This window comes from Pseudomonas sp. zfem003, assembly GCF_032621675.1.
Taxonomy (GTDB): domain Bacteria; phylum Pseudomonadota; class Gammaproteobacteria; order Pseudomonadales; family Pseudomonadaceae; genus Metapseudomonas; species Metapseudomonas otitidis.
On sequence record NZ_JAVYJG010000006.1, the window covers coordinates 15,397 to 41,416 of the forward strand.

At 61.3% G+C, this 26,020-nt stretch carries 22 protein-coding genes; 5 read left to right on the forward strand and 17 right to left on the reverse strand.

The genetic code is table 11. The features are described 5' to 3' along the window. Positions 1-13: 13 nt before the first annotated feature. The 13 genes from asnB to mtnA all read right to left on the reverse strand — a co-directional run bounded on the left by asnB (position 14) and on the right by mtnA (position 18,033). On the reverse strand, positions 14-1,768 hold the full coding sequence (gene asnB / locus RTK35_RS14110; RefSeq protein ID WP_316908273.1) for an asparagine synthase (glutamine-hydrolyzing): 1,755 nt from the start codon (positions 1,766-1,768) through the stop codon (positions 14-16). Between the two features lies 1 nt (position 1,769). Next, entirely contained in the window at positions 1,770-2,324 is a 555-nt protein-coding gene (locus RTK35_RS14115) for a sugar transferase (RefSeq protein ID WP_316908275.1), read from the reverse strand. Beyond that, positions 2,308-3,843, reverse strand: a complete 1,536-nt coding sequence (gene murJ / locus RTK35_RS14120; RefSeq protein WP_316908276.1) for a murein biosynthesis integral membrane protein MurJ — start codon at positions 3,841-3,843, stop codon at positions 2,308-2,310. The genes RTK35_RS14115 and murJ overlap by 17 nt, the downstream gene beginning before the upstream one ends. Continuing rightward, positions 3,843-4,673, reverse strand: coding sequence for an aldolase/citrate lyase family protein (locus RTK35_RS14125; protein ID WP_316908277.1), 831 nt, complete (start codon positions 4,671-4,673; stop codon positions 3,843-3,845). Before RTK35_RS14125 ends, murJ begins: the two co-directional genes overlap by 1 nt. 676 nt (positions 4,674-5,349) lie before the next feature. Beyond that, positions 5,350-5,634 (reverse strand): integration host factor subunit beta, encoded by a 285-nt coding sequence (ihfB, locus tag RTK35_RS14130; RefSeq protein ID WP_021221182.1) that lies wholly within the window; start codon positions 5,632-5,634, stop codon positions 5,350-5,352. Between the two features lie 148 nt (positions 5,635-5,782). After that, positions 5,783-7,462, reverse strand: a complete 1,680-nt coding sequence (gene rpsA, locus RTK35_RS14135) for a 30S ribosomal protein S1 (protein WP_142016066.1) — start codon at positions 7,460-7,462, stop codon at positions 5,783-5,785. A 122-nt stretch (positions 7,463-7,584) separates the two neighbouring features. Continuing rightward, the gene (cmk, locus tag RTK35_RS14140; RefSeq protein WP_082078265.1) at positions 7,585-8,268 is read right to left on the reverse strand and encodes a (d)CMP kinase; all 684 of its coding nucleotides are present in this window, start codon (positions 8,266-8,268) and stop codon (positions 7,585-7,587) included. Next, complete coding sequence (locus tag RTK35_RS14145; RefSeq protein ID WP_316908524.1) at positions 8,268-10,496, reverse strand: bifunctional prephenate dehydrogenase/3-phosphoshikimate 1-carboxyvinyltransferase; 2,229 nt, start codon at positions 10,494-10,496, stop codon at positions 8,268-8,270. Before RTK35_RS14145 ends, cmk begins: the two co-directional genes overlap by 1 nt. A 4-nt stretch (positions 10,497-10,500) precedes the next feature. After that, the gene (gene hisC, locus RTK35_RS14150) at positions 10,501-11,613 is read right to left on the reverse strand and encodes a histidinol-phosphate transaminase (protein ID WP_044408725.1); all 1,113 of its coding nucleotides are present in this window, start codon (positions 11,611-11,613) and stop codon (positions 10,501-10,503) included. Between the two features lie 87 nt (positions 11,614-11,700). Next, the gene (pheA, locus tag RTK35_RS14155; RefSeq protein ID WP_069560944.1) at positions 11,701-12,795 is read right to left on the reverse strand and encodes a prephenate dehydratase; all 1,095 of its coding nucleotides are present in this window, start codon (positions 12,793-12,795) and stop codon (positions 11,701-11,703) included. Further along, positions 12,795-13,880 (reverse strand): 3-phosphoserine/phosphohydroxythreonine transaminase, encoded by a 1,086-nt coding sequence (serC, locus tag RTK35_RS14160; protein ID WP_142016057.1) that lies wholly within the window; start codon positions 13,878-13,880, stop codon positions 12,795-12,797. The genes pheA and serC overlap by 1 nt, the downstream gene beginning before the upstream one ends. Before the next feature lie 95 nt (positions 13,881-13,975). Beyond that, on the reverse strand, positions 13,976-16,738 hold the full coding sequence (gene gyrA / locus RTK35_RS14165; protein ID WP_142016053.1) for a DNA gyrase subunit A: 2,763 nt from the start codon (positions 16,736-16,738) through the stop codon (positions 13,976-13,978). Positions 16,739-16,956: 218 nt separating this feature from the next. Further along, positions 16,957-18,033 carry an S-methyl-5-thioribose-1-phosphate isomerase gene (mtnA, locus tag RTK35_RS14170; RefSeq protein ID WP_316908278.1) on the reverse strand — a complete coding sequence of 359 codons (1,077 nt, stop codon included), beginning with the start codon at positions 18,031-18,033 and terminating at the stop codon, positions 16,957-16,959. Between the two features lie 119 nt (positions 18,034-18,152). Between mtnA and RTK35_RS14175 the strand changes: the two genes are divergently transcribed. The 5 genes from RTK35_RS14175 (at position 18,153) to RTK35_RS14195 (ending at position 22,879) form a co-directional block, all read left to right on the forward strand. Continuing rightward, on the forward strand, positions 18,153-19,478 hold the full coding sequence (locus RTK35_RS14175; protein ID WP_316908279.1) for a TRZ/ATZ family hydrolase: 1,326 nt from the start codon (positions 18,153-18,155) through the stop codon (positions 19,476-19,478). Positions 19,479-19,503: 25 nt separating this feature from the next. After that, on the forward strand, positions 19,504-20,202 hold the full coding sequence (ubiG, locus tag RTK35_RS14180) for a bifunctional 2-polyprenyl-6-hydroxyphenol methylase/3-demethylubiquinol 3-O-methyltransferase UbiG (protein ID WP_316908280.1): 699 nt from the start codon (positions 19,504-19,506) through the stop codon (positions 20,200-20,202). Further along, positions 20,199-20,879, forward strand: coding sequence for an N-acetylmuramic acid 6-phosphate phosphatase MupP (mupP, locus tag RTK35_RS14185; RefSeq protein ID WP_164707460.1), 681 nt, complete (start codon positions 20,199-20,201; stop codon positions 20,877-20,879). The genes ubiG and mupP overlap by 4 nt, the downstream gene beginning before the upstream one ends. A gap of 87 nt (positions 20,880-20,966) precedes the next feature. After that, positions 20,967-21,707 (forward strand): YciK family oxidoreductase, encoded by a 741-nt coding sequence (locus tag RTK35_RS14190; RefSeq protein ID WP_044408745.1) that lies wholly within the window; start codon positions 20,967-20,969, stop codon positions 21,705-21,707. A gap of 242 nt (positions 21,708-21,949) precedes the next feature. Next, positions 21,950-22,879: a GGDEF domain-containing protein gene (locus RTK35_RS14195; protein WP_222899909.1), complete on the forward strand. Its 930-nt coding sequence runs from the start codon at positions 21,950-21,952 to the stop codon at positions 22,877-22,879. Between the two features lie 63 nt (positions 22,880-22,942). Here the strand turns inward: RTK35_RS14195 and rluB are convergent, their stop codons facing one another. The 4 genes from rluB to RTK35_RS14215 all read right to left on the reverse strand — a co-directional run bounded on the left by rluB (position 22,943) and on the right by RTK35_RS14215 (position 26,020). Continuing rightward, the gene (gene rluB / locus RTK35_RS14200; RefSeq protein ID WP_044408751.1) at positions 22,943-24,238 is read right to left on the reverse strand and encodes a 23S rRNA pseudouridine(2605) synthase RluB; all 1,296 of its coding nucleotides are present in this window, start codon (positions 24,236-24,238) and stop codon (positions 22,943-22,945) included. An 87-nt stretch (positions 24,239-24,325) separates the two neighbouring features. Beyond that, entirely contained in the window at positions 24,326-24,505 is a 180-nt protein-coding gene (locus tag RTK35_RS14205; protein ID WP_074970309.1) for a DUF1289 domain-containing protein, read from the reverse strand. Between the two features lie 9 nt (positions 24,506-24,514). Further along, complete coding sequence (gene scpB, locus RTK35_RS14210; protein WP_142016031.1) at positions 24,515-25,318, reverse strand: SMC-Scp complex subunit ScpB; 804 nt, start codon at positions 25,316-25,318, stop codon at positions 24,515-24,517. A gap of 3 nt (positions 25,319-25,321) precedes the next feature. Next, positions 25,322-26,020 (reverse strand): ScpA family protein, encoded by a 699-nt coding sequence (locus RTK35_RS14215; protein WP_316908525.1) that lies wholly within the window; start codon positions 26,018-26,020, stop codon positions 25,322-25,324.

Below are 26,020 nucleotides of genomic sequence, written 5' to 3' on the forward strand. Positions count from 1 at the left end.
AGCCGTGCACGATTCAGAGCATTTCAGTCCAGTGTTTTAACGCAATAAGAGCGCGCAACTCTCTGGTCCGATTTTGCCTGCTTGAAAAATGGTCTTCACAAATTTTATTTAATTCACTATTTAAGAAAAAATCCTTGGGGATATTGGATAGACAATACTCTCTCTTGGTAGTTTTGAACCACTCCCCTACGGGAACTGTAAACATCTGCTTTTTCCGGTAGGCGAGGCGCTCCCCAATAAGCGGTACCACAGCTTTTTTATAAATATACTTGGTCACACCATCCTTAAGTTTTAATTTACCCGGCATACGGAAGGCAAACTCCATCATACGGTAATCGAGAAACGGAGTACGCGCCTCAAGAGAAACAGCCATTCCCATTCGATCAGGCTTCACTAGATTGTTGCCACTGAGCAGCAACTGCATATCTAGAAATAGAGCCTGATTAATCCTATCCTGATGAGAAACCGCTTTAAAATACGGAGCAGCAATATTGAAGGACTCAATACCGTGCAGACGGGCAGCCATGTCTGGCTTATAAAGAGCAGACTTATCATGGTCGGTGAATAGGGAAATACTATTAAAATAGCGACGCTGAAATTCGCTATCTGTAAGCTTTTCAATATCAGGGTTGGAGAAGAAGTTTTTGTGCTTGTCATAACCGGCAAACAACTCATCACCACCATCACCGGTTAGCACCACCTTGACATGTTTAGCTGCTAGTGCAGAAACACGATAGGTAGGAAGAAACGACACATCTCCATGGGGTTGATCGCAATGATAAGTCGCCATGGGCCAAAGCTCGAGCATATCAGGCGCGACGCGCTCCATAATGTGCTGAGTGCCAAATCGACTGGCGGCCTCTTGAGCGAATATCGACTCATCATAAAGGGGATCATCAAAGCCAATACAGAACGTTTTCACCGGCTCACTCATATGCCTGGCCATTAAACCTACCACAGTACTGGAATCCACCCCACCCGACAAAAAAGCGCCAAAGGGCACATCACTTCTCAAGCGGAGCCGTACTGCATCATCAAGGATGTAGTTGAACTCTTCCATCCAATTAGCCTCGGATCGGCCATATACCGGTTCAACGGAAGCCAAGTCCCACCATCGTGATGTCGAACTGCCCGCCCGATTAATCTTCATCACATGTCCCGGCAATAAATGATGAACCCCCTGATATAAGGTGAGCGGAGCGGGTACATAGTTAAAAGTCAAGTAATGATGCAAGGCCTCCTCATTCATTGCAGGACGAGGCATCCCAGCACGGAGCAGTGACTTTATTTCGGAACCAAAAGTCAACTGAAGCCCATCGTCGTGCACATAGAGAGGCTTAACGCCAATCCGATCCCTGACTAAATAGACGGATTCCTCACGGGCATCATAAATGGCAATGGCAAACATTCCATTTAGCTTACTGACAAAAGAAATTCCCTCACGCTCATACAAGCGCAGTAGCACCTCCGTATCCGAGTGAGTGCGGCATGGATATCCTGTTCTGGCTAAATCGGCGGCGAGTTCTACGTGGTTAAATATTTCCCCGTTTTGCACGACAACGATTTTCCCGTCATCTGAAAAAAATGGTTGATGGCCACCTGCAAGATCAATTATCGAAAGTCGCTGGTTGCCCAACGCGAGGCCGGGAGCGCTGAAAATCCCCTGATCGTCAGGACCGCGATGCTGAATTGCCATTCCCATGGCACTCAACTTCTCAGGGGAAAGGGAGCGTACCCCCCGGTGGAAATAGCCAAAAATGCCGCACATTTCAGTTGCCGCCCTTTCCAAAAACTTGTTTGAATGTCAGCAAGATAATTTGAATATCCTTGAGCAGGGAGACCTGTCGAGCATATTGCAAATCCAACTCTTTACGCTGAGCCTCTGTAGCCGCCGAACGCAACGTTGCCTGAGCAAGACCAGTGATGCCCGGACGGACACTGAGGCGTAGAGCCCATTCCACGTCAGTGTACAGCGACCGCTGCGCAGGCACATCTGGTCGTGGCCCCACAATACTCATTGACCCTGAGAGCACATTCAGCAATTGCGGAAGTTCATCAAGGCTAGTTCGCCTGATAAACCTTCCCACTTTGGTGATACGCGGGTCACTATCTGCTGTGGAGTAGCCCCCCAGCTTATCAGCATCTATTACCATACTGCGAAATTTATAGATAAAGAATTCATGCCCCCTCTGACCAATACGCTTCTGTTTGTACAGCACAGGGCCGAAGTCAGAAAAGTAAATAGCGGCTGCAACTCCGATCATGAGGGGCAAGAGAATGACGATCGCCACAAGAGAGCAAAAAAAATCAAATGTCCGTTTCATTACATATCACTCTTTCTTGTAATCGCATCACGTAGAGTATCGCGACAGTACTGATACCGAATGCTATTCCCGCCAGCCCTAAGCGCCAGATTGCTAACGGTCCAACCAACCATGACTCGGCAGGTTTCAAAAACATGAAATCTATCAATATTGCAACTGAGACAACAACAGCGACTAACACTCCGAGCGGAAAAGTGTATGTTTCCCCTAGTCCTACCTTAAGCACAGACTCTCCAGCAGCCCGCGCAAGATTAATAGCGAGCATCATATGAAAAATCGGTAGAGCTAACATCAGAACAATAGGCTCCTTCAACCAAAGACCGGGAATACAAAGCAAAGGTAGGAGCAACATGACTGCAGCCGTACGGCGTAGAACCTGCCCGGGCCGCCTTTGCGCGTTTACAGCGGCCGCAGCGAGACTTGAAATTCCAACGAACGGTACGCTTAGCAATGCGACCTGCGTGAGAGTTGTAATATGATGCAAATCGGCAATACCTATCTGCCCAGCACCGAACAGTATAGATATCGCAGCGTCGATGAATGCAAGCCCACACATTACGATAACGATGGACAGTAGCACTGACCGCTGTAACGAGACACGCAAAATCTCGTTGAAAGCAGTGATATGCTGTCGTTCATGAGCCTCACTTAATCTAGGAAAAGCCACAGTAGCAAGAGTGGTAATAAGTATACCAAGCGGTAATTCGATCAGTTTAATGGCATAATTAAACGCTGCTAACTCACCCTCTCCAAGCCATGATGCCCCTGCTCGCAGGAGTAGAGGCACTATCACCAGTAGAGAGGCCGAAGTAAGTCCCGCGAAAAAGCCAAGCAATAACTTTTGATCCAGAACCCATCCACAAGATGCTCCGCACCTATTAGGCAGAAGTCTGACTCGAAGTGCTAGAAGCTGAACAACCCAGCGAACTAAAGCACCAAGTAAAATTCCGACACATAACCAAGATAGATACCGCTCGCCAACAGCCAACGCATAGAAAAGCCCACCAATAATGCAGAGATTGAATATCAACGTGCCACAGCCTGCCACAAAAAAGCGGTCTCTTGAATTCAAAGCCGCCGAGCTAACACCAGATATCGCAGTTAGAGGAATAGCGGCCGCAATGGCATAGATCATCCAATTGTCCAGCCAGCGCAACGGACTGAGCGCGCCTGGAGCAAGTAAGTAAAACCAAACAGTCGGCGCCACCGCGAATATCACCGCTAGTGCAGCGAACCCACCACCCACAACAATGGTAGCCTGGAGAAAGAGCGCCGCAGCTTTATCTGAGTCTGCCGATCTCAATGCAGGAACTAGCGCGACACTGATACCTCCAGACAAGAGGAGATTGACAAGAAGATCAGGGATCGAAAGCAGAATAATTGCAATGTCTGCCTCAGCGGACAAGCCAAATGAAGACGCGATTAAAACTTCCCGACCGAAACCTGCAAGTCGCCCACTCATTAATGCCAGTCCCAAGAAGAGTCCAGCACCAAGCAAGTTTCGCTGCGCCTGCGCCATCACTTCAACCTATGGGCCTTTATCGACTCAACTATAATTTTTACCTTCTCTTGAACATCCTGATGTTTAGCTTTCAAAACGTCCGAATCATACCCTTTGCTTTTCTGATATGCGCTCTTAAGCTTGCTAATTTCGGCGGAAAAATCCATTTGCTTTTTAATTTCGGCAACAGACGAGGCTTGGCGGTGAAACGTTCTAGACAAAATAGCGGCGCTTGACCCTAGACGAACATGCTCGGCGAGTAATAGCTCTGCTGGTAACAACCCCTCGCCTACGCGAGCGATACCACCTATACCAAAATTTTTACCACTATCGCGCAGTATTGTAGCCATACTGTCGACCATTCCACAGGCTAAAGGCTCAAACATAAAATCGAGTCCAAGCTCTAGATGAAGATCATTTAGACCGATATGCACCTCATCAACACCTGGCACCTCGACACACGCTTTCAAATTAGCAGCAGCAGAGACCGTCTCGACGAGAAGACTGCAGCGTGCACGCCCATCTACTGCCGCTATAAATAGCTCAACTTCTTCTGCGCAATGAAACATTGGAAGCATGAGCACATCGGCACCCGCCTCAATCGCGAGATCAATCTCAACCTTGCTTCCCTCATGAACTGGGTTGACGCGAACTAACAAGCGTCCCTTTGGTACTACAGGCCTAATCCGACGGACATCTTCCAATGTGTGCCTGCTAATCACAGTGTTAAGGTGCCCTTGACGCGCATCCTTACCAAGAATCTCAGTATCTACAAAAATACGATCCACGCCACTGGCAATAGCAAACTCTGCCAAATCCGGGCAATTGGTTATCATGAAGAGCTTCACCAAGAAACTCCTGCATGCAACACACTACGATCGAAAAAAAAGACCATACATTAAACCTCAGCCACCCATAAAAATTAAAACATTAAACCAGAAACACTTTTAGTCTTATACACCTAAAAAAGAAAAACAGATAAGCGATTAGCGAGATTTAACAATTAAATCTGGAGTGTTCGTGCTGAGTTCTTTTATACCTTTATTACAGTTTAGATAAATAAATTGACACCAAAGCCCCACCAACTGTCGACTTACCACTCACATCGCATATTTAAAACTCCTCACACCTGCATCTACAACACCCTCTCCTGAGAAGGTTGGAGCCAAGCTGCGGTCCGACCGAAGAGCTCAGCTGTATATAGGTTAAGATTTAGAAAATTTGCTCCATCGAAAGAAAATCTGCGACTTAAGCCAGTATCGGTCAGCACCGAGAGCATACCCATAGGAAGAATCGAGGAGTACCGCACAAGTAAATCCCCGAACGATAACGAAATCAGAGGGACTCAGCCCTAGGTGCGGTTACTAGCTTAGCTACTATTACGCTAGAGAATAGAGAGGTAGCCTTGCCCTAACTAAGCAACTAGAGCCACATTCTGTCTGCTTCCTACTATCTCGCAAGCAGGAAGCGTTCAAGACGGTCGCTCACAGCCAGCCCCACTGCTCAATTACTTCAAGCTAAAATCTACTCTTCCTCGTTAACCCGATCCCGCAACTCCTTACCTGGCTTGAAGTGGGGCACAAACTTCCCATCCAAACGAACCGACTCACCAGTCTTAGGGTTGCGTCCTGTGCGAGGTGCACGGAAGTGCAGAGAGAAACTACCGAAGCCACGTATCTCGATACGATCCCCCGTGGCCAGTGCCTGGGACATCTGCTCGAGCATAGTCTTGATGGCAAGCTCCACATCTTTCGAGGAAAGCTGGCCCTGGTGGGTAACGATTCGTTCGATCAACTCCGACTTGGTCATGGTTTTCCCTTCTATATCAAGCGGCTAGATCAGCTCTACGCGGTTTTAGCATGGCCACGGAGCTTTGAACAGCCCTAACATCCGAGGGTAAAACTCAGACAACAAAAAGGGCGACCCAGGCCGCCCTTTCCGATGAAGGAATCAGGACTTAGCCCTGATTCTCCATCTGAGCACGAATCAGATCACCAATAGTGGTCGGACCAGTGCTTTCGGATTCCTGCTTACGCAGTTCCTTCATTGCGTCTTTCTCGTCGTCCACGTCCTTCGACTTGATGGACAGGCTGATGACGCGGCTCTTACGGTCGATGCTGATGATCTTGGCTTCGACTTCTTCGCCTTCCTTCAGCACGTTGCGAGCATCTTCAACGCGATCGCGGCTGATTTCGGAGGCTTTCAGGATGCCTTCGATATCGTTGCCAAGGGAGATCACAGCGCCTTTGGCGTCAACTTCCTTGACGGTGCCACGCACGATGCTGCCCTTCTCGTTCAGGGATGCGTAGTTGGAGAACGGATCGTCTTCCAGCTGCTTGATGCCCAGAGAGATGCGCTCGCGCTCCGGATCAACGGAGAGGATAACGGTTTCCAGTTCGTCGCCCTTCTTGAAGCGGCGTACGGCTTCTTCGCCCACTTCGTTCCAGGAGATGTCGGAGAGATGAACCAGACCGTCGATACCACCCTCCAGGCCGATGAAGATACCGAAATCGGTGATCGACTTGATGGTGCCGGAAATCTTGTCGCCCTTGTTGAAGCGACTGGAGAAGTCTTCCCACGGGTTGGACTTGCACTGCTTGATACCCAGGGAAATACGACGACGCTCTTCGTCGATATCCAGGACCTGAACTTCCACTTCGTCGCCGACCTGAACGACCTTGGACGGGTGGATGTTCTTGTTGGTCCAATCCATCTCGGACACGTGCACCAGGCCTTCCACGCCCTCTTCCAGCTCGGCAAAGCAGCCGTAGTCGGTCAGGTTGGTGACGCGAGCCATGACGCGGGTGCCTTCCGGGTAACGAGCCTTGATGGCAACCCACGGATCTTCGCCCAGTTGCTTCAGACCCAGGGAAACGCGGTTGCGCTCGCGGTCGAACTTCAGGACCTTGACGTCGATCTCGTCACCAACGTTGACGATCTCGGACGGATGCTTGATGCGCTTCCACGCCATGTCGGTGATGTGCAGCAGGCCATCTACGCCGCCCAGGTCAACGAACGCACCGTAATCGGTGAGGTTCTTGACGATGCCCTTGACTTGCTGGCCTTCCTGCAAGGATTCCAGCAGCGCTTCGCGCTCGGCGCTGTTCTCGGCTTCGAGGACGCTGCGACGGGAAACGACAACGTTGTTGCGCTTCTGGTCCAGCTTGATGACCTTGAACTCGAGCTCTTTGCCTTCCAGGTGAGTGGTATCACGCACCGGACGCACGTCGACCAGGGAGCCGGGCAGGAATGCGCGGATGCCATTGACGTCGACAGTGAAACCACCTTTGACCTTGCCGTTGATAACGCCCTTGACCACTTCTTCGGCAGCGAAAGCCGCTTCCAGAACAATCCAAGACTCGGCGCGCTTGGCTTTCTCGCGGGACAGCTTGGTTTCGCCGAAGCCGTCTTCCACAGCATCGAGCGCAACGTGCACTTCGTCACCGACCTTGATGGTCAGCTCGCCCTGCTCGTTGTAGAACTGCTCGACCGGGATGACACCCTCGGACTTCAGGCCGGCATGGACAGTGACCCAGTCACCATCGATGTCGACCACGATGCCGGTGATGATCGCACCGGGCTGCATGTCGAGGGATTTCAGGCTTTCTTCAAAAAGTTCTGCAAAGCTTTCGCTCATGTTGATTCCTGTTGATCAAGGGCGAGGATTCGCCCAAAGCCACACTCCAGACAATGTGGGTTTGTTCATATAAAAAGAGTCTTGCGGGGCTTTAGACTGGCCTTCCCGCATGCCTCTCTGGGTTACCCGGCGAGATCGCGAATTGCGACCTCACTGAGAATACGTTCCAGCACCTGCTCGATCGAGAGATCGGTGGAATCCAGCAGGATCGCATCGGGCGCCGGCTTAAGCGGAGCCACCGCACGCTGCGTATCACGCTCGTCACGTGCGATTATCTCGTCAAGTAGACTCGGCAGATTAACATCCTCGCCTTTGCCCTTCAACTGGAGATAACGGCGTCGCGCCCGCTCCTCGGCGCTTGCGGTCAGGAATATCTTGAGTGGCGCATCGGGAAATACGACGGTTCCCATATCACGCCCGTCCGCAACAAGGCCGGGAGACTCACGGAACGCACGCTGGCGTTCCAGTAGCGCATCGCGAACCGCCGGCAAGGCAGCCACCTGGGAAGCGCCCGCCCCTACCACCTCGGTTCGGATCACATTGGACACATCCTCGCCTTCGAGCACGATGCGCTCACTGCCATCCGCTGCGGAAAGGAACTGCACGTCCAGATGAGCTGCCAGAACCGTCAGCGCTTCCTCATTGGTGAGGTCGACACCGTGGTTGCGCGCGGCAAATGCCAAGAGGCGGTAGAGCGCGCCCGAATCGAGCAGGTTCCAGCCCAGGCGCCTGGCCAGCAAGCCACACAGAGTGCCTTTGCCGGATCCCCCCGGTCCGTCGACGGTTATCACAGGTACGCCACTCATCACTTGCCCTCTTCCGCTACGCGGATTCCGACCTGCGAAGCCAACCCCAGGAAGTTCGGGAAGGAGGTCGCCACGTTCGCGCAGTCATGGATTCGGATCGGAGCCCCGGCGCGGAGCGACGCCACCGTGAAGGACATGGCGATACGGTGGTCGCCATGCGCCCAGACTTCACCACCGCCCATCGGGCCACCTTCGATAACGATGCCGTCCGGGGTCGGCTCCGCTTTCACGCCCAGGGTCTGCAGGCCATCGGCCATGACCTGGATACGGTCGGACTCCTTGACCCGCAACTCTTCCGCACCACGTAGCACGGTACGCCCCTCGGCGCAGGCAGCCGCGACGAAGAGCACCGGAAACTCATCGATGGCCAGGGGCACCAGGTCTTCGGGGATATCAATGCCCTTGAGCTTGGCTGCCCGAACGCGGATGTCGGCAACCGGTTCGCCGCCTACTACACGCTGGTTCTCTAGGGTGATGTCGCCGCCCATCAGCTTGAGAATATCGATCACCCCGGTACGGGTCGGGTTGATGCCGACATGCTCGAGCAGCAGCTCGGAACCTTCGGCGATGCTCGCCGCCACCAGGAAGAAGGCAGCGGAGGAAATATCGGCAGGCACCTCGATCTTGCAAGCCGTGAGCTTGTGACCACTCTCGACGCTCGCGGTATTGCCCTCCACCTTCACCGGGTAGCCAAAGCCCTGGAGCATGCGTTCGGTGTGATCACGGGTAGGAGCCGGCTCGGTAACGGCGGTCTCCCCGGCGGCATACAGGCCGGCAAGCAGCAGGCAGGACTTCACCTGGGCGCTGGCCATGGGCATGTCGTAGCTCATCCCGGTCAGGCGCTGGCCACCGCGGATGGTCAGCGGCGGACGCCCCTCAGGGCCGGTTTCGATCACCGCCCCCATTTCGCGGAGCGGCTTGGCCACGCGATTCATCGGGCGCTTGGAGAGAGAGGCATCACCGGTCAAGGTGGTGTCGAACGGCTGGGCAGCCAGCAGACCGCTGAGCAGTCGCATGGAAGTGCCAGAGTTGCCCAGGTAGAGGGGACCAGGCGGCGGCTTGAGGCCATGGAGGCCAACACCATGGATGGTCACACGACCATGGTGAGGGCCTTCGATGACGACGCCCATGTCACGGAAGGTCTGCAGCGTCGCCAGGGCGTCCTCACCTTCGAGGAAGCCTTCCACCTCGGTGGTTCCTTCGGCCAGGGAGCCGAGCATGATCGACCGATGGGAGATGGATTTGTCGCCAGGAACGCGAATACGGCCGGAAATTTGGCCACCGGGCTGGGCAAGGTAGATCAGATCGTTATTGTGCATGGCGTCCACATAGGCCCTGCGGGCCAGGATTTTGCTGAAATGCTCGCGGGCGAAGCGGGCGCGGGTGAACACGCCCAGCAACTCATGCCCATCCCCAGCGTCGACCGCAGCGCGCAGCGCGTCGAGGTCGGCGCGAAATACGTCCAGGATCCGCAGCACAGCCTCGCGATTGGCGAGGAAGATGTCGTGCCACATCACCGGATCACTGCCGGCGATCCGCGTGAAATCACGGAAGCCACCAGCGGCGTAACGGAAAATCTCCAGGTTCTCGCTGCGCTTGCCGAGCGAATCGACCAGGCCAAACGCCAGCAGGTGCGGCAGATGGCTGGTCGCAGCGAGCACCTCGTCGTGGTGCTCGACATCCATGTGCTCGACATCGGCACCCAAGGCCCGCCAAAGCTGGTCGACCTGCTCCAGGGCTGCCGGGTCGGTATTCTCTGCCGGCGTGAGGATCACCTTGTGACGACGGAACAGACCCGCGTTGGCCGCTTCCACCCCGCTCTTCTCCGAACCCGCGATGGGGTGACAGGGGACGAAACGCGCCGGCATCTGGCCGAACGCCACGCGTGCAGCGCGCACCACATTGCCCTTGGCACTTCCCACATCGGTCAGCACGGCCTTTCCAAGGTCAAGCGCGGCCAACTGCCCCAGCAGCTTCTCCATGGCCAGTATCGGCACCGCCAACTGGATCACCTCAGCCCCGCGACAGGCGGCATCCAGATCGCTCTCGCAGCGATCCACCACCCCCGTCTCGACGGCGATGCGGCAGGACTCCGGATCCTTGTCCACACCCACCACCTCGGCGAACACACCCTTCTCGCGCAAACCCTTGGCGAAAGACCCGCCAATGAGACCGAGCCCAATCACCACCAGGCGCCCGAAGATAGGGCCACCCCGTTGCAGGGTCATGACATCAGGCACGGGCGAGCACCTTGGCCAGCGCCTCCAGGCAACGGGCGTTTTCCGCCGGCAGGCCGATGGAGACACGCAAGAAGGTGGGCATGCCATAGCCACCCACCGGACGAAGGATCACACCCTCGCGCAGCAAGGCGGCATTGATGGGGGCAGCGTCACGACCGAAGTCGACAGCGATGAAGTTGCCTTTGGAAGGAATCCACGTCAGACCCAGGGCGCGGAACCCCTCTTCCAACTGAAGCATGCCGGCATCGTTGATCCGGCGGCTTTCAGCAAGGTAATCAGCATCGTCCAGCGCTGCGCAGGCCGCAGCCAGGGCCAGGCTGTTGACGTTGAAGGGCTGGCGCACGCGGTTCAGCACATCGGCCACCTGGGCGCTGGAAAGACCGTAGCCGACCCGCAGGGACGCCAGGCCATAGGCCTTGGAGAACGTCCGCGAGACCAGCAGGTTCGGGTAGCGCGCCAGGTAATCGAGACCATCGGGCAACTCGTCGCCCTCGGCGTACTCGATATAGGCCTCGTCCAACACCACCAGAACGTTTTCCGGCACCTGGGCAAGGAAGCTCTCCAGGGCGGCAGGGCCGAACCAGGTACCGGTGGGATTGTTGGGGTTAGCGATGAAGACGACGCGGGTATTGGCGTCGATGGCCGCCAGCATGGCCGGCAGGTCATGACCAAAATCCCGGGCCGGAACCACCTTGCCGACAGCACCCACGGCCTGGGTGGCGATGGGATAGACGGCAAAAGCGTACTCGCTGAACACCGCATTCAAGCCAGGCGCCAGGTATGCCCGGGCCACGAGATCGAGAATGTCGTTGGAGCCATTGCCGAGGGTCACCTGGGCCGGCGTGACGCCGCAGCGTTCGGCCAGGCGGCGCTTCAGCTCGAAGCCGTTGCCATCGGGGTAGCGGGTCAGCTCGGCCAGCTCGGCACGAATGGCCTCGAGAGCCTTGGGGCTCGGGCCGAGCGGATTCTCGTTACTGGCCAGCTTGACGATGCCGGACGGATCGAGGTCGAGCTCACGGGCCAACTCATCCACCGGCTTGCCGGGCACATAGGGTGAAAGTTTCTGCACGCCCGGCTGGGCAAGGGCAAGGAAGTCACAGGACATAGCTGCACGCCTCAAGCTTTGGACCACAAGCCGGAAGCCACGCGCCGGATCTGTTCAGCAAGAGGCTTGCGGCCTGTGACCGTCGATTCAGAGAACCGCTTTGGGATAGGAACCGAGCACCTTCAGTGCCACGGCCTCCTGGTTGATCTTCTCCAGCACGTCCTTGATCAGCGGATCACGATGGTGGCCCACGAAGTCGATGAAGAAAACGTAGGTCCACTTGCCACTGCGGGACGGGCGGGTCTCGATGCGGGTCAGGTCGATGCCGTTGTTGTGGAACGGCACCAGCAGCTCGTGGAGCGCCCCCGGCTTGTTGCGCATGGAGACGATGACCGAGGTCTTGTCGTCGCCGGTGGGCGGCACTTCCTGGTTACCGATGATGAGGAAACGCGTGGAATTGTCCGGGCGGTCCTCGATCTTCTCGCACAGCTTGGTCAGGCCGTAGAGACTGGCCGCCATGTCGCCGGCGATGGCGGCGGAGTTCCACTCGCTCTTCACCCGCTTGGCCGCATCGGCATTGCTCGAAACCGCCACGCGCTCGACGTTGGGGTAATGAGCATCCAGCCACTTGCGGCACTGCGCCAGGGACTGGGCGTGGGAGTAGATGCGGGTGATGTTGTCGGTCTTGGTGTTCTCCCCCACCAGCAGGTGATGGTGGATGCGCAGCTCAACTTCACCGCAGATCACCATGTCGTGCTCGAGGAAGCTGTCCAGGGTGTGGTTGACCGCACCCTCGGTGGAGTTCTCCACCGGCACGACACCGAAGTTGACTGCACCTGCAGCCACCTCGCGGAACACCTCGTCGATGGCGGCCATCGGCGAGCTGATCACCGCATGGCCGAAATGCTTGAGGGCAGCCGCCTGGGTGAAGGTGCCTTCCGGCCCCAGGTACGCCACCTTGAGGGGCTGCTCCAGGGCCAGGCAGGAGGACATGATCTCGCGGAACAGCCGCGCCATTTCCTCGTTGTCCAGCGGCCCCTGGTTGCGCTCCATGATGTGCTTGAGCACCCAGGCTTCGCGCTCGGGGCGGTAGAAGACCGGCTTCTCGCCCTCCGGCAGGGACGCCATCTTCACCCGCGCCACATCCTGGGCGCAGCGGGCGCGCTCGCTGATCAGCTCGAGGATCTTCTCGTCAAGGCTGTCGATGCGCAGACGCAGGGCCTTCAGTTCCTGGTCGGACATCACGCGCGCTCCTTCTCGAACTCCGCCATGTAGGCCACCAGAGCCTCGACCGCATCCAGGCCCACGGCGTTGTAGATGGAGGCACGCATGCCGCCTACGGAGCGATGGCCCTTGAGGTTGAGCAGGCCACGGGCATCGGCGCCGGCGAGGAAGTCCTTGTCCAGGCGCTCGTCAGCCAGGCGGAACGGCACGTTCATCCAGGAGCGAGCATTGTGCGCGATGGGGTTGGTGTAGAAGTCGCTCTTGTCGATGTAACCGTAGAGCAGGTCCTTCTTGGCCTTGTTGCGTGCCTCCATGGCCTGGACGCCACCCTGCTCTTTCAACCACTCGAACACCAGGCCCGAGAGGTACCAGGAGAAAGTCGCCGGCGTGTTGTACATGGAGCCGTTATCGGCCGCGATCTTGTAGTTGAGCATGGTCGGGCAGGACGAACGGGCACGGCCCAGCAGGTCCTCGCGCACGATCACCACCACCAGGCCGCTGGGACCGATGTTCTTCTGCGCGCCGGCGTAGATCAGACCGAAACGGGAAACGTCCATCGGGCGGGAAAGAATGTCGGACGACATGTCCACCACCAGCGGTACGTCGCCAACCTCCGGGATCCAGTCGAACTGCAGACCGCCGATGGTTTCGTTGGAGGCGTAGTGCAGGTAGGCCGCATCCTTGGACAGCTGCCACTCGTTCTGGCCAGGAATGGCGAAATAGTCGTAGCCCTTGGCGCTGGCCGCGACGTTGACGCGACCGAAGCGGCTGGCCTCTTCAATGCTCTTCTTCGACCAGATGCCGGTCTCGACGTAGTCGGCCACGCCGTTCTCGGGCAGCAGGTTCAGCGGAATCTCGGCGAACTGCTGGCTGGCGCCGCCCTGGAGGAACAGCACCTTGTAATTGGAGGGAATGGACAGGAGGTCGCGAAGATCCTGCTCGGCCTTCTCGGCAATGGCCACGTAGTCATCGCTGCGATGGCTCATCTCCATCACGGACAGGCCCTTGCCCTGCCAATCGAGGAGTTCGGCCTGGGCACGTTGCAGTACAGCGTCCGGAAGCGCGGCGGGGCCGGCGCAGAAGTTATAGGCTCGCTTGCTCACATCCATTCTCACTGGGTAGCGCGAGGGCATAAGCGCCCTCGCAGGTTTTTCTTCTACCGAACGGACGGGCCGGCGAAGGCCCGCCCTTGCCACACTTACTCGTCAGCGACCTGCTCGGCGTCGCCCTCGACGCCCTCAACCGCGGCCACAGCCTCTTCATCGTGGCCTTCGATCACGTCATCCTCGCCATCGTCGGAAGGCTCCTGGACACGCTCGAGCCCAACCAGCGTCTCATCCTTGGCGAGCTTGATCAGGGTCACGCCCTGGGTGTTACGCCCGGAGCTGGAGACTTCGTCGACGCGGGTACGTACCAGGGTGCCCTGGTCGGAGATCAGCATGATTTCCTCGCCGTCCTGCACCTGGATGGCGCCGACCAGCTTGCCGTTGCGCTCGTTGGAAACCATGGCGATGACGCCCTGGCCACCACGCCCACGGCGGGGGAACTCACCCAGACGAGTGCGCTTGCCGTACCCGCGCTCGGAGGCGGTCAGGATCTGCGCATTGGCTTCCGGGATCAGCATGGAGATCAGGCGCTGGCCTTCCGGCAGGCGCATGCCGCGCACGCCACGGGCATTGCGACCCATGATGCGCACGAGTTTTTCCTTGAAGCGGATGACCTTGCCACCATCGGAGAACAGCATGACTTCCTTGGCGCCGTCGGTAATGGCCGCAGCGATCAGGGTGTCACCCTCTTCCAGCTTCAGCGCGATCAGACCCGCACTGCGCGGACGACTGAATTGCACCAGCGGGGTCTTCTTCACGGTGCCGAATGCGGTGGCCATGAAGATGTAGGCGCCGGTGGGCTCGTCGTTGGCCAGCTCGGTCTCGCCATCGTCAGCGCCTTCACTGGCGGCTTCCGGCTCGACCACTTCGCCCTCGATCACCACGCCATCGGCTTCGTCCAGGTCCTCGTCGCTGCCGCTCTGCTGCAGCGCTTCCAGGTCGATCTGGAGCATCGCGGTGATTCGCTCGCCTTCATCCAGCGGCAGCAGGTTCACCAGCGGGCGACCACGCGCAGTACGGGACGCCTCGGGAATCTCGAAGGTGCGCAGCCAGTAAACCTTGCCCTTGCTGGAGAACAGCAGCAGGGTCGCATGGCTGTTGGCGACCAGCAGGTGCTCGATGTAGTCCTCGTCCTTCACGCCCGTGGCGGACTTGCCCTTGCCGCCACGGCGCTGGGCCTGGTAGACGGCCAGCGGCTGGGACTTCGCGTAGCCGCCATGGGAAATGGTGACGACGCGCTCTTCCTCGGTGATCAGGTCAGCGATGGTCAGGTCGACCTGGGAGGCAACGATCTGGGTGCGACGGGCATCGCCGAACTCGGCCTTCACCTTCTCCAGCTCTTCGCGGATGACTTCCATCAGGCGCTCGGGGTTGGTGAGGATGCGGATCAGCTCGCCGATCAGGTTGAGGATTTCCTGGTACTCGGACAGGAGCTTCTCGTGCTCCAGGCCGGTCAGGCGGTGCAGGCGCAGCTCGAGAATGGCCTGGGCCTGCTCGGGGGACAGGTAGTACTTGCCATCGCGCAGGCCGTATTGCGGCTCCAGGTCCTCGGGGCGGCAGGCATCGGCACCGGCACGCTCGACCATGGCTTCCACGGCGCTGGATTCCCAGGCGGTGGCGATCAGGCGTTCCTTGGCTTCGGCCGGGGTCGGCGAGGCCTTGATCAACTCGATCACCGGATCGATGTTGGACAGCGCAACAGCCTGGCCTTCGAGGATGTGCCCACGCTCACGCGCCTTGCGCAGCTCGTAGACGGTACGGCGGGTCACCACTTCACGGCGGTGACGGATGAAGACCTCGAGCATGTCCTTGAGGTTCATCGTGCGCGGCTGGCCATCCACCAGCGCCACGGCGTTGATGCCGAAGACGCTCTGCATCTGGGTCTGGGCGTAGAGGTTGTTCAGCACCACCTCGCCCACTTCGCCACGACGCAGCTCGATCACCACGCGCATGCCGTCCTTGTCGGACTCGTCACGCAGCTCGGTGATGCCCTCGATCTTCTTCTCCTTGACCAGCTCGGCGATCTTCTCGATCAGACGCGCCTTGTTCAGCTGGTAAGGCAGCTCGGTGACGACGATCTGCTGGCGACCGCCACCCTTCTCCATGTCCTCGATCTCGGCGCGGGCACGGATGTAGATACGGCCACGACCGGTGCGGTAGGCCTCGATGATCCCGGCACGGCCGTTGATGATGCCGGCGGTGGGGAAGTCGGGACCCGGGATGTACTTCATCAGATCGTCGACGGAGAGCTCCGGGTTCTCCATCAGCGCCAGGCAGCCGTCGATGACCTCGCCCAGGTTGTGGGGCGGGATGTTGGTCGCCATGCCCACGGCGATACCGCTGGAACCGTTGACCAGCAGGTTCGGGATCTTGGTGGGCATGACCGCCGGGATCTGCTCGGTGCCGTCGTAGTTGGGCACCCAGTCCACGGTTTCCTTGTCCAGGTCGGCCAGCAGCTCGTGGGCCAGCTTGGCCATGCGCACTTCGGTGTAACGCATGGCGGCCGCGTTATCGCCGTCCACCGAACCGAAGTTGCCCTGGCCGTCCACCAGCATGTAGCGCAGTGAGAAAGGCTGGGCCATGCGCACGATGGTGTCGTACACGGCGGTATCACCGTGGGGGTGGTACTTACCGATCACGTCGCCGACCACACGGGCCGACTTCTTGTAGGGCTTGTTCCAGTCGTTGCCCAGCTCGCTCATGGCAAAGAGGACGCGACGGTGGACCGGCTTCAACCCGTCACGCGCGTCCGGCAGGGCGCGACCGACGATCACGCTCATCGCGTAATCGAGGTAGGACTGTTTCAGCTCGTCTTCGATATTGACCGGGAGGATTTCTTTGGCCAGTTCACCCATGAGAAGCCTGATTCCTTTTTCTGATGAAACCCCGCGCCATCCATCCTGGACGAGGCGGGATCCGCCGCCCGGCCAGCACCAGGACGACACGAAAAATCAAAGAGTTACGCCGGGGTCGCGTGGATGCGGCCGCCCCGGCGAAGGGAAGCGCTAGAACTGGCGGAGATTACCACAATCCCCACCCGGCAGGCAGCCCCGCCGGGCGTGGGCAAAACGCCTCAGTGCAGGCGCTTGCGGCACATCAGCTGGGCCATTTTCTCGGCATCGGGACGCTCGACGATGCCGCGCTCGGTCACGATGACATCGATCAGGTCGGCCGGCGTCACGTCAAATACCGGATTGACGGCCTCGACATCCGCCGCGATTCGCGCACCGCCCACTTCCAGCAGCTCGCTGCCGGCACGCTCCTCGATCGGGATGTCCTCGCCGCTTTCCAGCCCCATGTCGATGGTGGAACTGGGCGCCACCACCATGAAACGCACGCCGTGGTGCATCGCACACACAGCCAGCTGGTAGGTGCCGATCTTGTTGGCCACATCACCATTGGCCGTGATGCGATCCGCCCCGACGATCACCCAGGTGATGCCACCCACCTTCATCAGGTGCGCGGCCGCCGAATCGGCGTTCAGGCGCACCGGCACGCCCTCGTTCACCAGCTCCCAGGCCGTCAGGCGGGCGCCCTGCAACCAGGGACGGGTCTCATCGGCGTAGACCCGCTCCACCAGCCCTTCCAGGTGAGCCGCTCGAATAACCCCGAGAGCCGTACCGAAACCACCGGTCGCCAAGGCGCCGGCATTGCAGTGGGTGAGAAGGGCCTGGGGCGCACCCTGGTGACGCCGGATCACCTCCATGCCCAACTGGGCCATGGTCAGGTTGGCCTCGCGATCACTCTCATGGATCGCCACGGCCTCGGCCTCCAGCACCACCAGCGGATCCTCCGCATCCTTCAGGCGCTCGAGGCGATCGCGCATGCGGTTCAGCGCCCAGAACAGATTGACCGCCGTAGGGCGGGAGCCCGCCAGAAGCGCAAAGTCTTCCTCCAGCGCCTGGCGCCAGTCACCACCGGCCGCCAACCGCTGACGCGCACCCAGCACCACACCGTAGGCTGCACTGATGCCAATGGCCGGCGCACCGCGCACCACCATGTCACGAATGGCCTGGGCCACACCCGCAGCGGAGTCGTAGGACAGCCAGGTTTCCTCGCGCGGCAGGAGCCGTTGATCGATCAGCTGCAGGACGCCGTCCCGCCACTCGATGGCCGTGACCTTCTCGGCCGCCAACAGTCGCTCACGCATGCCACACCTCACCCCAGTCAACTTCGCGAAAAACCGCGGATTATAGCGATGCAGGGGCGGTCTGGCTTGGCTATTCGGGTATACTCCCGCGATATTTTCCGCGCCCAGGACGCGCCACCATGCCCCACGCCCACCTCCCCCTCGACCTGCTCCTGCTGCCCACCTGGATCGTCCCGGTGGAGCCCGCCGGCGTCGTGCTTTCCCACCACGCCCTCGGGGTGCGCGACGGCCGCATCGCCCTGATCGCCAAGCGCGAGGAAGCCCTGGCTCATCCGGCCCGCGAGGTCATCGAGCTGCCCGGCATGCTGCTGGCTCCCGGCCTGGTGAATGCCCACGGCCACGCCGCCATGTCGCTGTTCCGCGGCATCGCCGACGACCTGCCGCTGATGACCTGGCTGGAGAAGCACATCTGGCCGGCCGAGGCCCGCTGGGTCGACGAGGACTTCGTCCGCGACGGCACCGAGCTGGCCATCGCCGAGCAGATCAAGGGCGGCATCACCTGCTTCTCCGACATGTACTTCTTCCCCTCGGTGGCCAGCGAAGCCATGCACGGCGCCGGCATCAAGGCGCAGATCACCATCCCGGTGCTGGACTTCCCCATCCCCGGCGCCCACGACGCCAGCGAAGCCGTGCGCCGTGGCCTGGAGCTGTTCAGCGACCTCAAGCACCACCCCCGCCTGAAGGTCGCCTTCGGCCCCCACGCCCCCTACACCGTCAGCGACGACAAGCTGGAGAACATCCGGGTGCTGGCCGAGGAGCTGGATGCCGGCATCCACATGCACGTGCAGGAAACCGCCTTCGAGGTGCAGCAGAGCCTCGAGCAGCGCGGCGAGCGCCCCATGGCCCGCCTGGCCCGCCTCGGTCTGCTCGGCCCGCGCTTCCAGGCCGTGCACATGACCCAGATCAGCGATGACGACCTGGCCCTGCTGGTAGAAAGCAACACCAGCGTCATCCACTGCCCCGAATCCAACCTCAAGCTGGCCAGCGGTTTCTGCCCGGTGGAGCGGCTCTGGCTCGCGGGCGTCAACGTCGCCATCGGCACCGACGGCGCCGCCAGCAACAATGACCTCGACCTCCTGGGGGAAACCCGTACCGCCGCCCTGCTCGCCAAGGCCGTCGCCGGCTCCGCCACCGCCCTGGACGCCCACCGCGCCCTGCGCATGGCCACCCTCAACGGCGCCCGCGCGCTGGGCATGGAAGCGGACACAGGCTCCCTGGAACTGGGCAAGGCCGCCGACATGATCGCCGTCGACCTCAGCGGGCTGGCCCAGCAGCCGGTCTACGACCCGGTATCGCAACTTATCTATGCCACCGGGCGCGATCGCGTCCGGTACCTGTGGGTGGACGGCAAGCCGCTGCTGGAAGACGGCCGCCTCACCCGTCAGGACGAAGACCGCCTGATCGCCACCGCCCGCCAATGGGGCCAGCGCATCGCCGGTCACTGAATTACGTTTGATAAAGGTGTTCACCATGAGCAACGTCGATCACGCCGAAATCGCCAAGTTCGAGGCCCTCGCCCACCGCTGGTGGGACCGCGAAAGCGAGTTCAAGCCCCTGCACGACATCAACCCCCTGCGGGTCAACTGGATCGACGAGCGCGTCCACCTCGCCGGCAAGCGCGTACTGGACGTCGGCTGCGGCGGCGGCATCCTCAGCGAAGCCATGGCCCAGCGTGGCGCCACCGTCACCGGCATCGACATGGGCGAAGCGCCTCTGGCGGTGGCCCAACTGCACCAACTGGAATCCGGCGTCCCGGTGGAATACCGCCGCATCACCGCCGAAGAGCTGGCAGCCGAGATACCCGGCCAGTTCGACGTCGTCACCTGCCTGGAGATGCTCGAGCACGTGCCGGACCCCGCCTCGGTGATCCGCGCCTGCCACACCCTGGTCAAGCCCGGCGGCCAGGTGTTCTTCTCCACCATCAACCGCAACCCCAAGGCGTACCTGTTCGCCATCGTCGGCGCGGAATACATCATGAAGCTGCTGCCGCGCGGCACCCATGACTTCAAGAAGTTCATCCGCCCGTCCGAGCTGGGCGCCTGGAGCCGTGCCGCCGGCCTGGCCGTGAAGGACATCATCGGCCTGACCTACAACCCGCTCACCAAGCACTACAAGCTGGCCAACGACGTCGACGTCAACTACATGGTCCAGACCCTGCGCGAGGAGTGACGACCATGCGACTGCGAGCGGTTCTCTTCGACATGGACGGCACCCTCCTCGACTCGGCGCCGGACTTCATCGCCATCTGCCAGGCCATGCGCACCGAGCGCGGCCTGCCGCCACAGGACGAGAAATCGATCCGTGACGTGGTCTCCGGCGGCGCCCGCGCCATGGTTGCCGCCACCTTCGAAATGAACCCCGAAGCCCCGGGCTTCGAAGCCCTGCGCCTGGAGTTCCTCGAGCGCTACCAGCAACACTGCGCCGTGCTCACCCGTCCATTCGACGGCATCGAGCCGCTGCTGGCCGACATCGAGGCCGCCAAGCTCATCTGGGGCGTGGTGACCAACAAGCCAGTGCGCTTCGCCGAACCGATCATGCAGCAGCTTGGCCTGGCCCAGCGCTCGGCCGTGCTCATCTGCCCGGACCACGTCACCAACAGCAAGCCCGACCCGGAGATGCTCCACCTCGCCTGCAGCCAGCTGGGACTGGAGCCGGCCAGCGTGCTGTTCATCGGCGACGACCTGCGCGACATCGAATCCGGTCGCGCCGCCGGGACGCGCACCGCCGCCGTGACCTACGGCTACATCCACCCCGACGACAACCCCCATCACTGGGGAGCCGACGTGGTGGTCGACCATCCGCTCGAGCTGCGCGCCGTTCTCGACCGCGCGCTCTGCAGCTGCTGACCGGCGGGGGCCTGCCACGCAGCGCCCCCATGTACCGCCTACCCATTGCCTGAAGCGAGCCTCCACAGCGCTTCGAAGGAGTTCCCGATGTTCCAGTATTCCGCCCGCCCCGACCTGCTGAAGGACCGCGTCATCCTCGTGACCGGCGCCGGACGCGGCATCGGAGCCGCCGCCGCCAAGACCTTTGCCGCCCATGGCGCCACCGTCCTGCTGCTGGGCAAGACCGAATCCCACCTCAACGAGGTGTACGACGCCATCGAAGCCGCCGGCCACCCGCAGCCGGGCGTCATCCCCTTCAACCTGGAGACCGCCCAGCCGCACCAGTTCGACGAACTGGCCGCCCTGGTGGAGCGTGAATTCGGCCGCCTCGACGGGCTGCTGCACAACGCCTCCATCCTCGGCCCGCGCACGCCCATCGAGCAGCTGTCCGGCGAGAACTTCATGCGCGTCATGCAGGTGAACGTCAACGCCATGTTCATGCTCACCAGCACCCTCCTGCCCGTGCTCAAGCTCTCCAGCGACGCCTCGGTGGTGTTCACCTCCAGCAGCGTGGGACGCAAGGGTCGCGCCTACTGGGGCGCCTACGCCGTCTCCAAGTTCGCCACCGAGGGCCTGATGCAGGTCCTGGCCGACGAGTTGGACGGCATCGCCAACGTCCGCGCCAACAGCGTCAACCCGGGTGCCACCCGCACCAGCATGCGCGCCCTCGCCTACCCCGGCGAGAACCCCGCCAAGAACCCGGAACCCGAGGCCATCATGCCGGTCTACCTCTACCTCATGGGGGCGGACAGCACCGGCATCAACGGCCAGGCATTCGACGCACAGTAAGACCTTCCGGCGGCGGCCGCCCGGCCGCCGCCATCGCCCTGCCATTAAACCGGCGCGCCCCTCCGCAACAGGCATCAAATTGCCATCTCGCCCGTCAGACAACCGGCAACGCCTTGCCACCCCGCCGCCCCAGATACGCATAAGCGACTGATAGAAAAGGGGTTTACCGGGGAATGTGAAACCTGGCACGGAAATAGCCTTAGGTCGGATGTCGTCGCTCGAAGCGTCAGAGGTTTCGCCAAATGGCTCCCCACACGCCCACCAACACCATTGATTTCGATGCCGCCAAGCTCCAGCGCCTGGGCTACAACACGCCCACCCCGCTGCAGCCGCCGCGCCAGGTCACCCTGCTGGAGCTGCGCCGCCAGCTGACCCTGCAACTGCAGACCAGCCTGGAAGTGGACCGCATCCTCGGCAGCTTCTTCCGCGAGGTACAGCGCCTGGTACCGCTGGACGCGCTGGCCTACGCGCACCAGGGCAGCGACCTGCGCCTGGAGTTCGGCGAGCGCGCCGCCCACTCCGCCGGCTATCGCCTGACCCACGAGGGCGAGTACCTGGGCGAGCTGGTGTTCCGCCGCCGCCAGCGCTTCGAAGAGACCGAACTGGCGCAGCTCGAATCCCTGCTGGCCTGCCTGCTGTTCCCGCTGCGCAACGCGCTGCTGTACCGCACCGCCGTGCAGTCCGCCCTGCGCGACCCGCTGACCGAGACCGGCAACCGCATCGCCATGGACCAGGCCCTGCAGCGCGAGGTCGACCTGTCGCGCCGCAACCAGCAGCCGCTGTCGGTGCTGATGCTGGACATCGACCACTTCAAGCGCATCAACGATCAGTACGGCCACGGCACCGGCGACGAAGTGCTCAAGGCCGTGGCCACCACCCTGAAAGGCCGCCTGCGCAATGTCGACATGGTGTTCCGCTACGGCGGCGAAGAATTCCTCATCCTCCTCTCCAACACCTGCCGCGAGGCCGCTGCCATGGTGGGCGAGCGCCTGCGCCTGAGCGTGATGGAGATCCAGCACCTGGTGGCCAGCCGGCCGATCGAGCTGTCCGTCAGCCTGGGCTGCGCCACGCTGCTGCCGGCCGAGTCGGTGCAGAGCCTGCTGCGCCGCGCCGACAACGCCCTCTATGTCGCCAAGCGCGACGGACGCAACCGCCTGTCCATGGCGGGCTGATCCAGGCGACGGACATGAAAAAGGGGCTCATCGAGCCCCTTTTTCATTGCCTGTAACCCGGCCTCAGCGCTTGCGACCGAAGCCCGGGCGCTGGCCTTCGCCGGCCGGCGGATTGCTGCGGCGGCTCACCGGACGCTGCGGCTTGGGCTTGCGCTGCGGGCGCTCGGCCACTTCCACGGCATCACCCTGGGGGCGGGCCGGGCGCTGCGGCTTGCGACCGGAGTCCTTCGGACGCTCGGCGATCGGTGTACCACGCGGCTCACCACGCCCAGCCGGACGGGGCGCGCGAGCCGGACGCTCAGCCCCTTCACCACGCGGACGGCTCGGGCGCTCGGCCTTCTCGCCACGCGGGGCGCGTACCGGACGCTCATCACCCTCACCACGGGCCGGACGCGGCGAACGCACCGGGCGCTCCGCACCTTCGCCACGGGGACGGCTCGGACGCTCGGCTTTCTCGCCACGGGGCGCACGAGCAGGACGCTCGTCCCCCTCGCTGCGGGCAGGACGCGAGCGCGGTGCCACAGGCTTGGCGGACTTGCGCTGCATGCGCTCCAGCTTCTCGCGGGACTTGGCCTTCATGGCCGGCAGAGCCACCGGGCGCAGGCCGACTTCCTCGCTGAGGATGTCCACTTCCTGCTGGCCCATCTCGCGCCAGCGTCCCATGGTCAGGTCGGAGGTGATGAACACCGGGCCGAAGCGCACACGCTTCAGACGGCTCACCACCAGGCCCTGGGACTCCCACAGGCGACGCACTTCGCGGTTGCGGCCTTCCATCACCACGCAGTGGTACCAGTGGTTGAAGCCTTCACCGCCCGGAGCTTCCTGGATGTCGGTGAACTTGGCCGGGCCGTCTTCCAGCATCACGCCGTTCTTCAGGTTCTCCAGCATCTCCTCGGTGACCTCACCGCGCACACGCACGGCGTACTCGCGGTCCATCTCGTAGGAGGGGTGCATCAGCCGGTTCGCCAGTTCACCGTCGGTGGTGAACAGCAGCAGGCCGGTGGTGTTGATGTCCAGGCGGCCGACGTTGATCCAGCGGCCGGAACGCAGGCGGGGCAGGCGCTCGAAAACGGTGGGACGGCCTTCCGGGTCGTCGCGGGTGCAGACTTCGCCTTCGGGCTTGTTGTAGATCAGCACGCGGCGAACGCTCTCGGCCTCTTCCTCGCGCTTGAGCAGGCGGCCGTCGACGCTGATGGCGTCATGGCTGTCGACCCGCTGGCCGAGGGTGGCAGCAGCGCCGTTGACCTTGACGCGGCCTTCGGTGATCCAGGCCTCGATGTCGCGGCGCGAGGCCAGCCCCATGCGGGCCAGGACCTTCTGCAGCTTTTCCCCTGCGGGGCTGTAATCGTCTTCGTTCATCTGGGCACCTCCCGGTGTATCGCTCGAAAAAGGTCGCGCATCATACGCGGCGGTAGTCACTGAGGCTAGCCAGACCTGGCCGGGCCGTCAGCCTTTGCGCCGGCCGGTCGCCTGCAGCGCCAGCAGACGCAGGTCGGCTTCAGCCAGCACCACCAGGCGCTCGCCCTTGCCCAGCTTCTTCCAGGCCTTGATCTCGCGGCGGGTGCGGCCGCAGCCCCGGCAGACATCGTCGGAAAACTGGCACACGCCGATGCAGGGGTCCTTCATCAGGTCACCTCAGTGCAGGGTCTCGCCTTCGTCGGCGAGCGGGGTGTCCTCATCCTCCGCCTCATCGGCCAGGGCGGGCTCGTCGTCAGGCGGCAGCAGGTCGTCGAAGTCGGTCTTGAGCCCCTCCTCCATGGTGTCCAGCTCGGCCAGCAGGCTGCGGAAGCTGACCTCCTCGCGGGGCTCGCCGGCAGGCTCCTCGCCCAGTGCCGCGTCCGCGCGGGCCTGCAGGTCGGCCGGCACCGGCGCGTCGTCATCCAGGGCCAGCTCGGGTTCCGGCTCCAGTTCGCGCAAGGCAGCCAGGGGCGGCAGTTCGTCGAGGTTGCGCAGGTTGAAGTGGTCGAGGAAGGCCTTGGTGGTGGCGAACATCGCCGGCTTGCCCGGCACGTCGCGGTAGCCCACAACACGGATCCACTCCCGCTCCATCAACGTCTTGACGATCTGGCTGTTCACCGTGACGCCACGGATGTCCTCGATCTCGCCCCGGGTGATGGGTTGCCGGTAGGCGATCAGCGCCAGGGTCTCCAGCAGCGCCCGGGAATAGCGCTGCGGCCGCTCCTCCCAGAGGCGTCCGACCCAGGGGGCGAAGCGCTCGCGCACCTGGAGGCGGTAGCCCGAGGCCACCTCCTTCAGCTCGAAGGCGCGGCCGTTGCAGGACTTGGCCAGCACGGCGAGGGCGTCGCGGATCTTCGACAGCTCCGGGCGTTCGGCTTCCTCGAAAAGCTCAGCGATCCGCTCCAGCGACAGGGGCTTGCCGGCGGCCAGCAGAAAGGCTTCGAGCAGGGAAGCCAGCTCCTTGGTGTCGTTGAGGTTCATCGGTCACTCGGCTCGGGCACGGACATGGATGGGCGCGAAGGGCTCATTCTGCACCAGTTCAACCAGTTGTTCCTTGATCAGTTCGAGCACGGCCATGAAGGTGACCACCACCCCCAGGCGCCCCTCTTCCAGCGCGAACAGCTGGACGAAGGGCACGAAGCCGCCGCCCTTGAGCCGCTCCAGCACCTCGCTCATGCGCTCGCGGGTGGACAGCGCCTCGCGAGTGACCTGGTGGCTTTCGAACATGTCGGCCCGGCGCAGCACCTCGGCCATGGAGAGCAGCACTTCCTCCAGGCTCACATCGGGCAGCAGCTTGCGGGCCCGCGCCTCGGGCGCATCCACCCGCGGCACGATGAGGTCGCGCCCCACCCGAGGCAGGGTGTCCAGGCCTTCGGCAGCCTGCTTGAAGCGCTCATACTCCTGCAGGCGGCGGATCAGCTCGGCGCGGGGGTCTTCCTCTTCCTCCTCGCTCTCGCCGGAACGCGGCAACAGCATGCGCGACTTGATCTCGGCCAGCATCGCGGCCATCACCAGGTACTCGGCCGCCAGCTCCAGGCGCACCGACTTCATCAGCTCGACGTAGCCCATGTACTGGCGGGTGATCTCCGCCACGGGAATGTCGAGGATGTCGATGTTCTGCTTGCGGATGAGGTAGAGCAGCAGGTCCAGCGGGCCCTCGAAGGCTTCGAGGAACACTTCCAG

Coding starts and splice junctions, on each gene's coding strand:
- asnB (WP_316908273.1), bottom strand. CDS start 1,768: ATGTGCGGCATTTTTGGCTATTTCCACCGGGGGGTACGCTCCCTTTCC.
- RTK35_RS14115 (WP_316908275.1), bottom strand. CDS start 2,324: ATGAAACGGACATTTGATTTTTTTTGCTCTCTTGTGGCGATCGTCATT.
- murJ (WP_316908276.1), bottom strand. CDS start 3,843: ATGGCGCAGGCGCAGCGAAACTTGCTTGGTGCTGGACTCTTCTTGGGA.
- ihfB (WP_021221182.1), bottom strand. CDS start 5,634: ATGACCAAGTCGGAGTTGATCGAACGAATCGTTACCCACCAGGGCCAG.
- rpsA (WP_142016066.1), bottom strand. CDS start 7,462: ATGAGCGAAAGCTTTGCAGAACTTTTTGAAGAAAGCCTGAAATCCCTC.
- cmk (WP_082078265.1), bottom strand. CDS start 8,268: ATGAGTGGCGTACCTGTGATAACCGTCGACGGACCGGGGGGATCCGGC.
- RTK35_RS14145 (WP_316908524.1), bottom strand. CDS start 10,496: ATGACCCTGCAACGGGGTGGCCCTATCTTCGGGCGCCTGGTGGTGATT.
- hisC (WP_044408725.1), bottom strand. CDS start 11,613: ATGTCCTGTGACTTCCTTGCCCTTGCCCAGCCGGGCGTGCAGAAACTT.
- pheA (WP_069560944.1), bottom strand. CDS start 12,795: ATGTCCGACCAGGAACTGAAGGCCCTGCGTCTGCGCATCGACAGCCTT.
- gyrA (WP_142016053.1), bottom strand. CDS start 16,738: ATGGGTGAACTGGCCAAAGAAATCCTCCCGGTCAATATCGAAGACGAG.
- mtnA (WP_316908278.1), bottom strand. CDS start 18,033: ATGCGTGAGCGACTGTTGGCGGCCGAGAAGGTCACGGCCATCGAGTGG.
- RTK35_RS14175 (WP_316908279.1), top strand. CDS start 18,153: ATGCCCCACGCCCACCTCCCCCTCGACCTGCTCCTGCTGCCCACCTGG.
- ubiG (WP_316908280.1), top strand. CDS start 19,504: ATGAGCAACGTCGATCACGCCGAAATCGCCAAGTTCGAGGCCCTCGCC.
- RTK35_RS14190 (WP_044408745.1), top strand. CDS start 20,967: ATGTTCCAGTATTCCGCCCGCCCCGACCTGCTGAAGGACCGCGTCATC.
- RTK35_RS14195 (WP_222899909.1), top strand. CDS start 21,950: ATGGCTCCCCACACGCCCACCAACACCATTGATTTCGATGCCGCCAAG.
- rluB (WP_044408751.1), bottom strand. CDS start 24,238: ATGAACGAAGACGATTACAGCCCCGCAGGGGAAAAGCTGCAGAAGGTC.
- RTK35_RS14205 (WP_074970309.1), bottom strand. CDS start 24,505: ATGAAGGACCCCTGCATCGGCGTGTGCCAGTTTTCCGACGATGTCTGC.
- scpB (WP_142016031.1), bottom strand. CDS start 25,318: ATGAACCTCAACGACACCAAGGAGCTGGCTTCCCTGCTCGAAGCCTTT.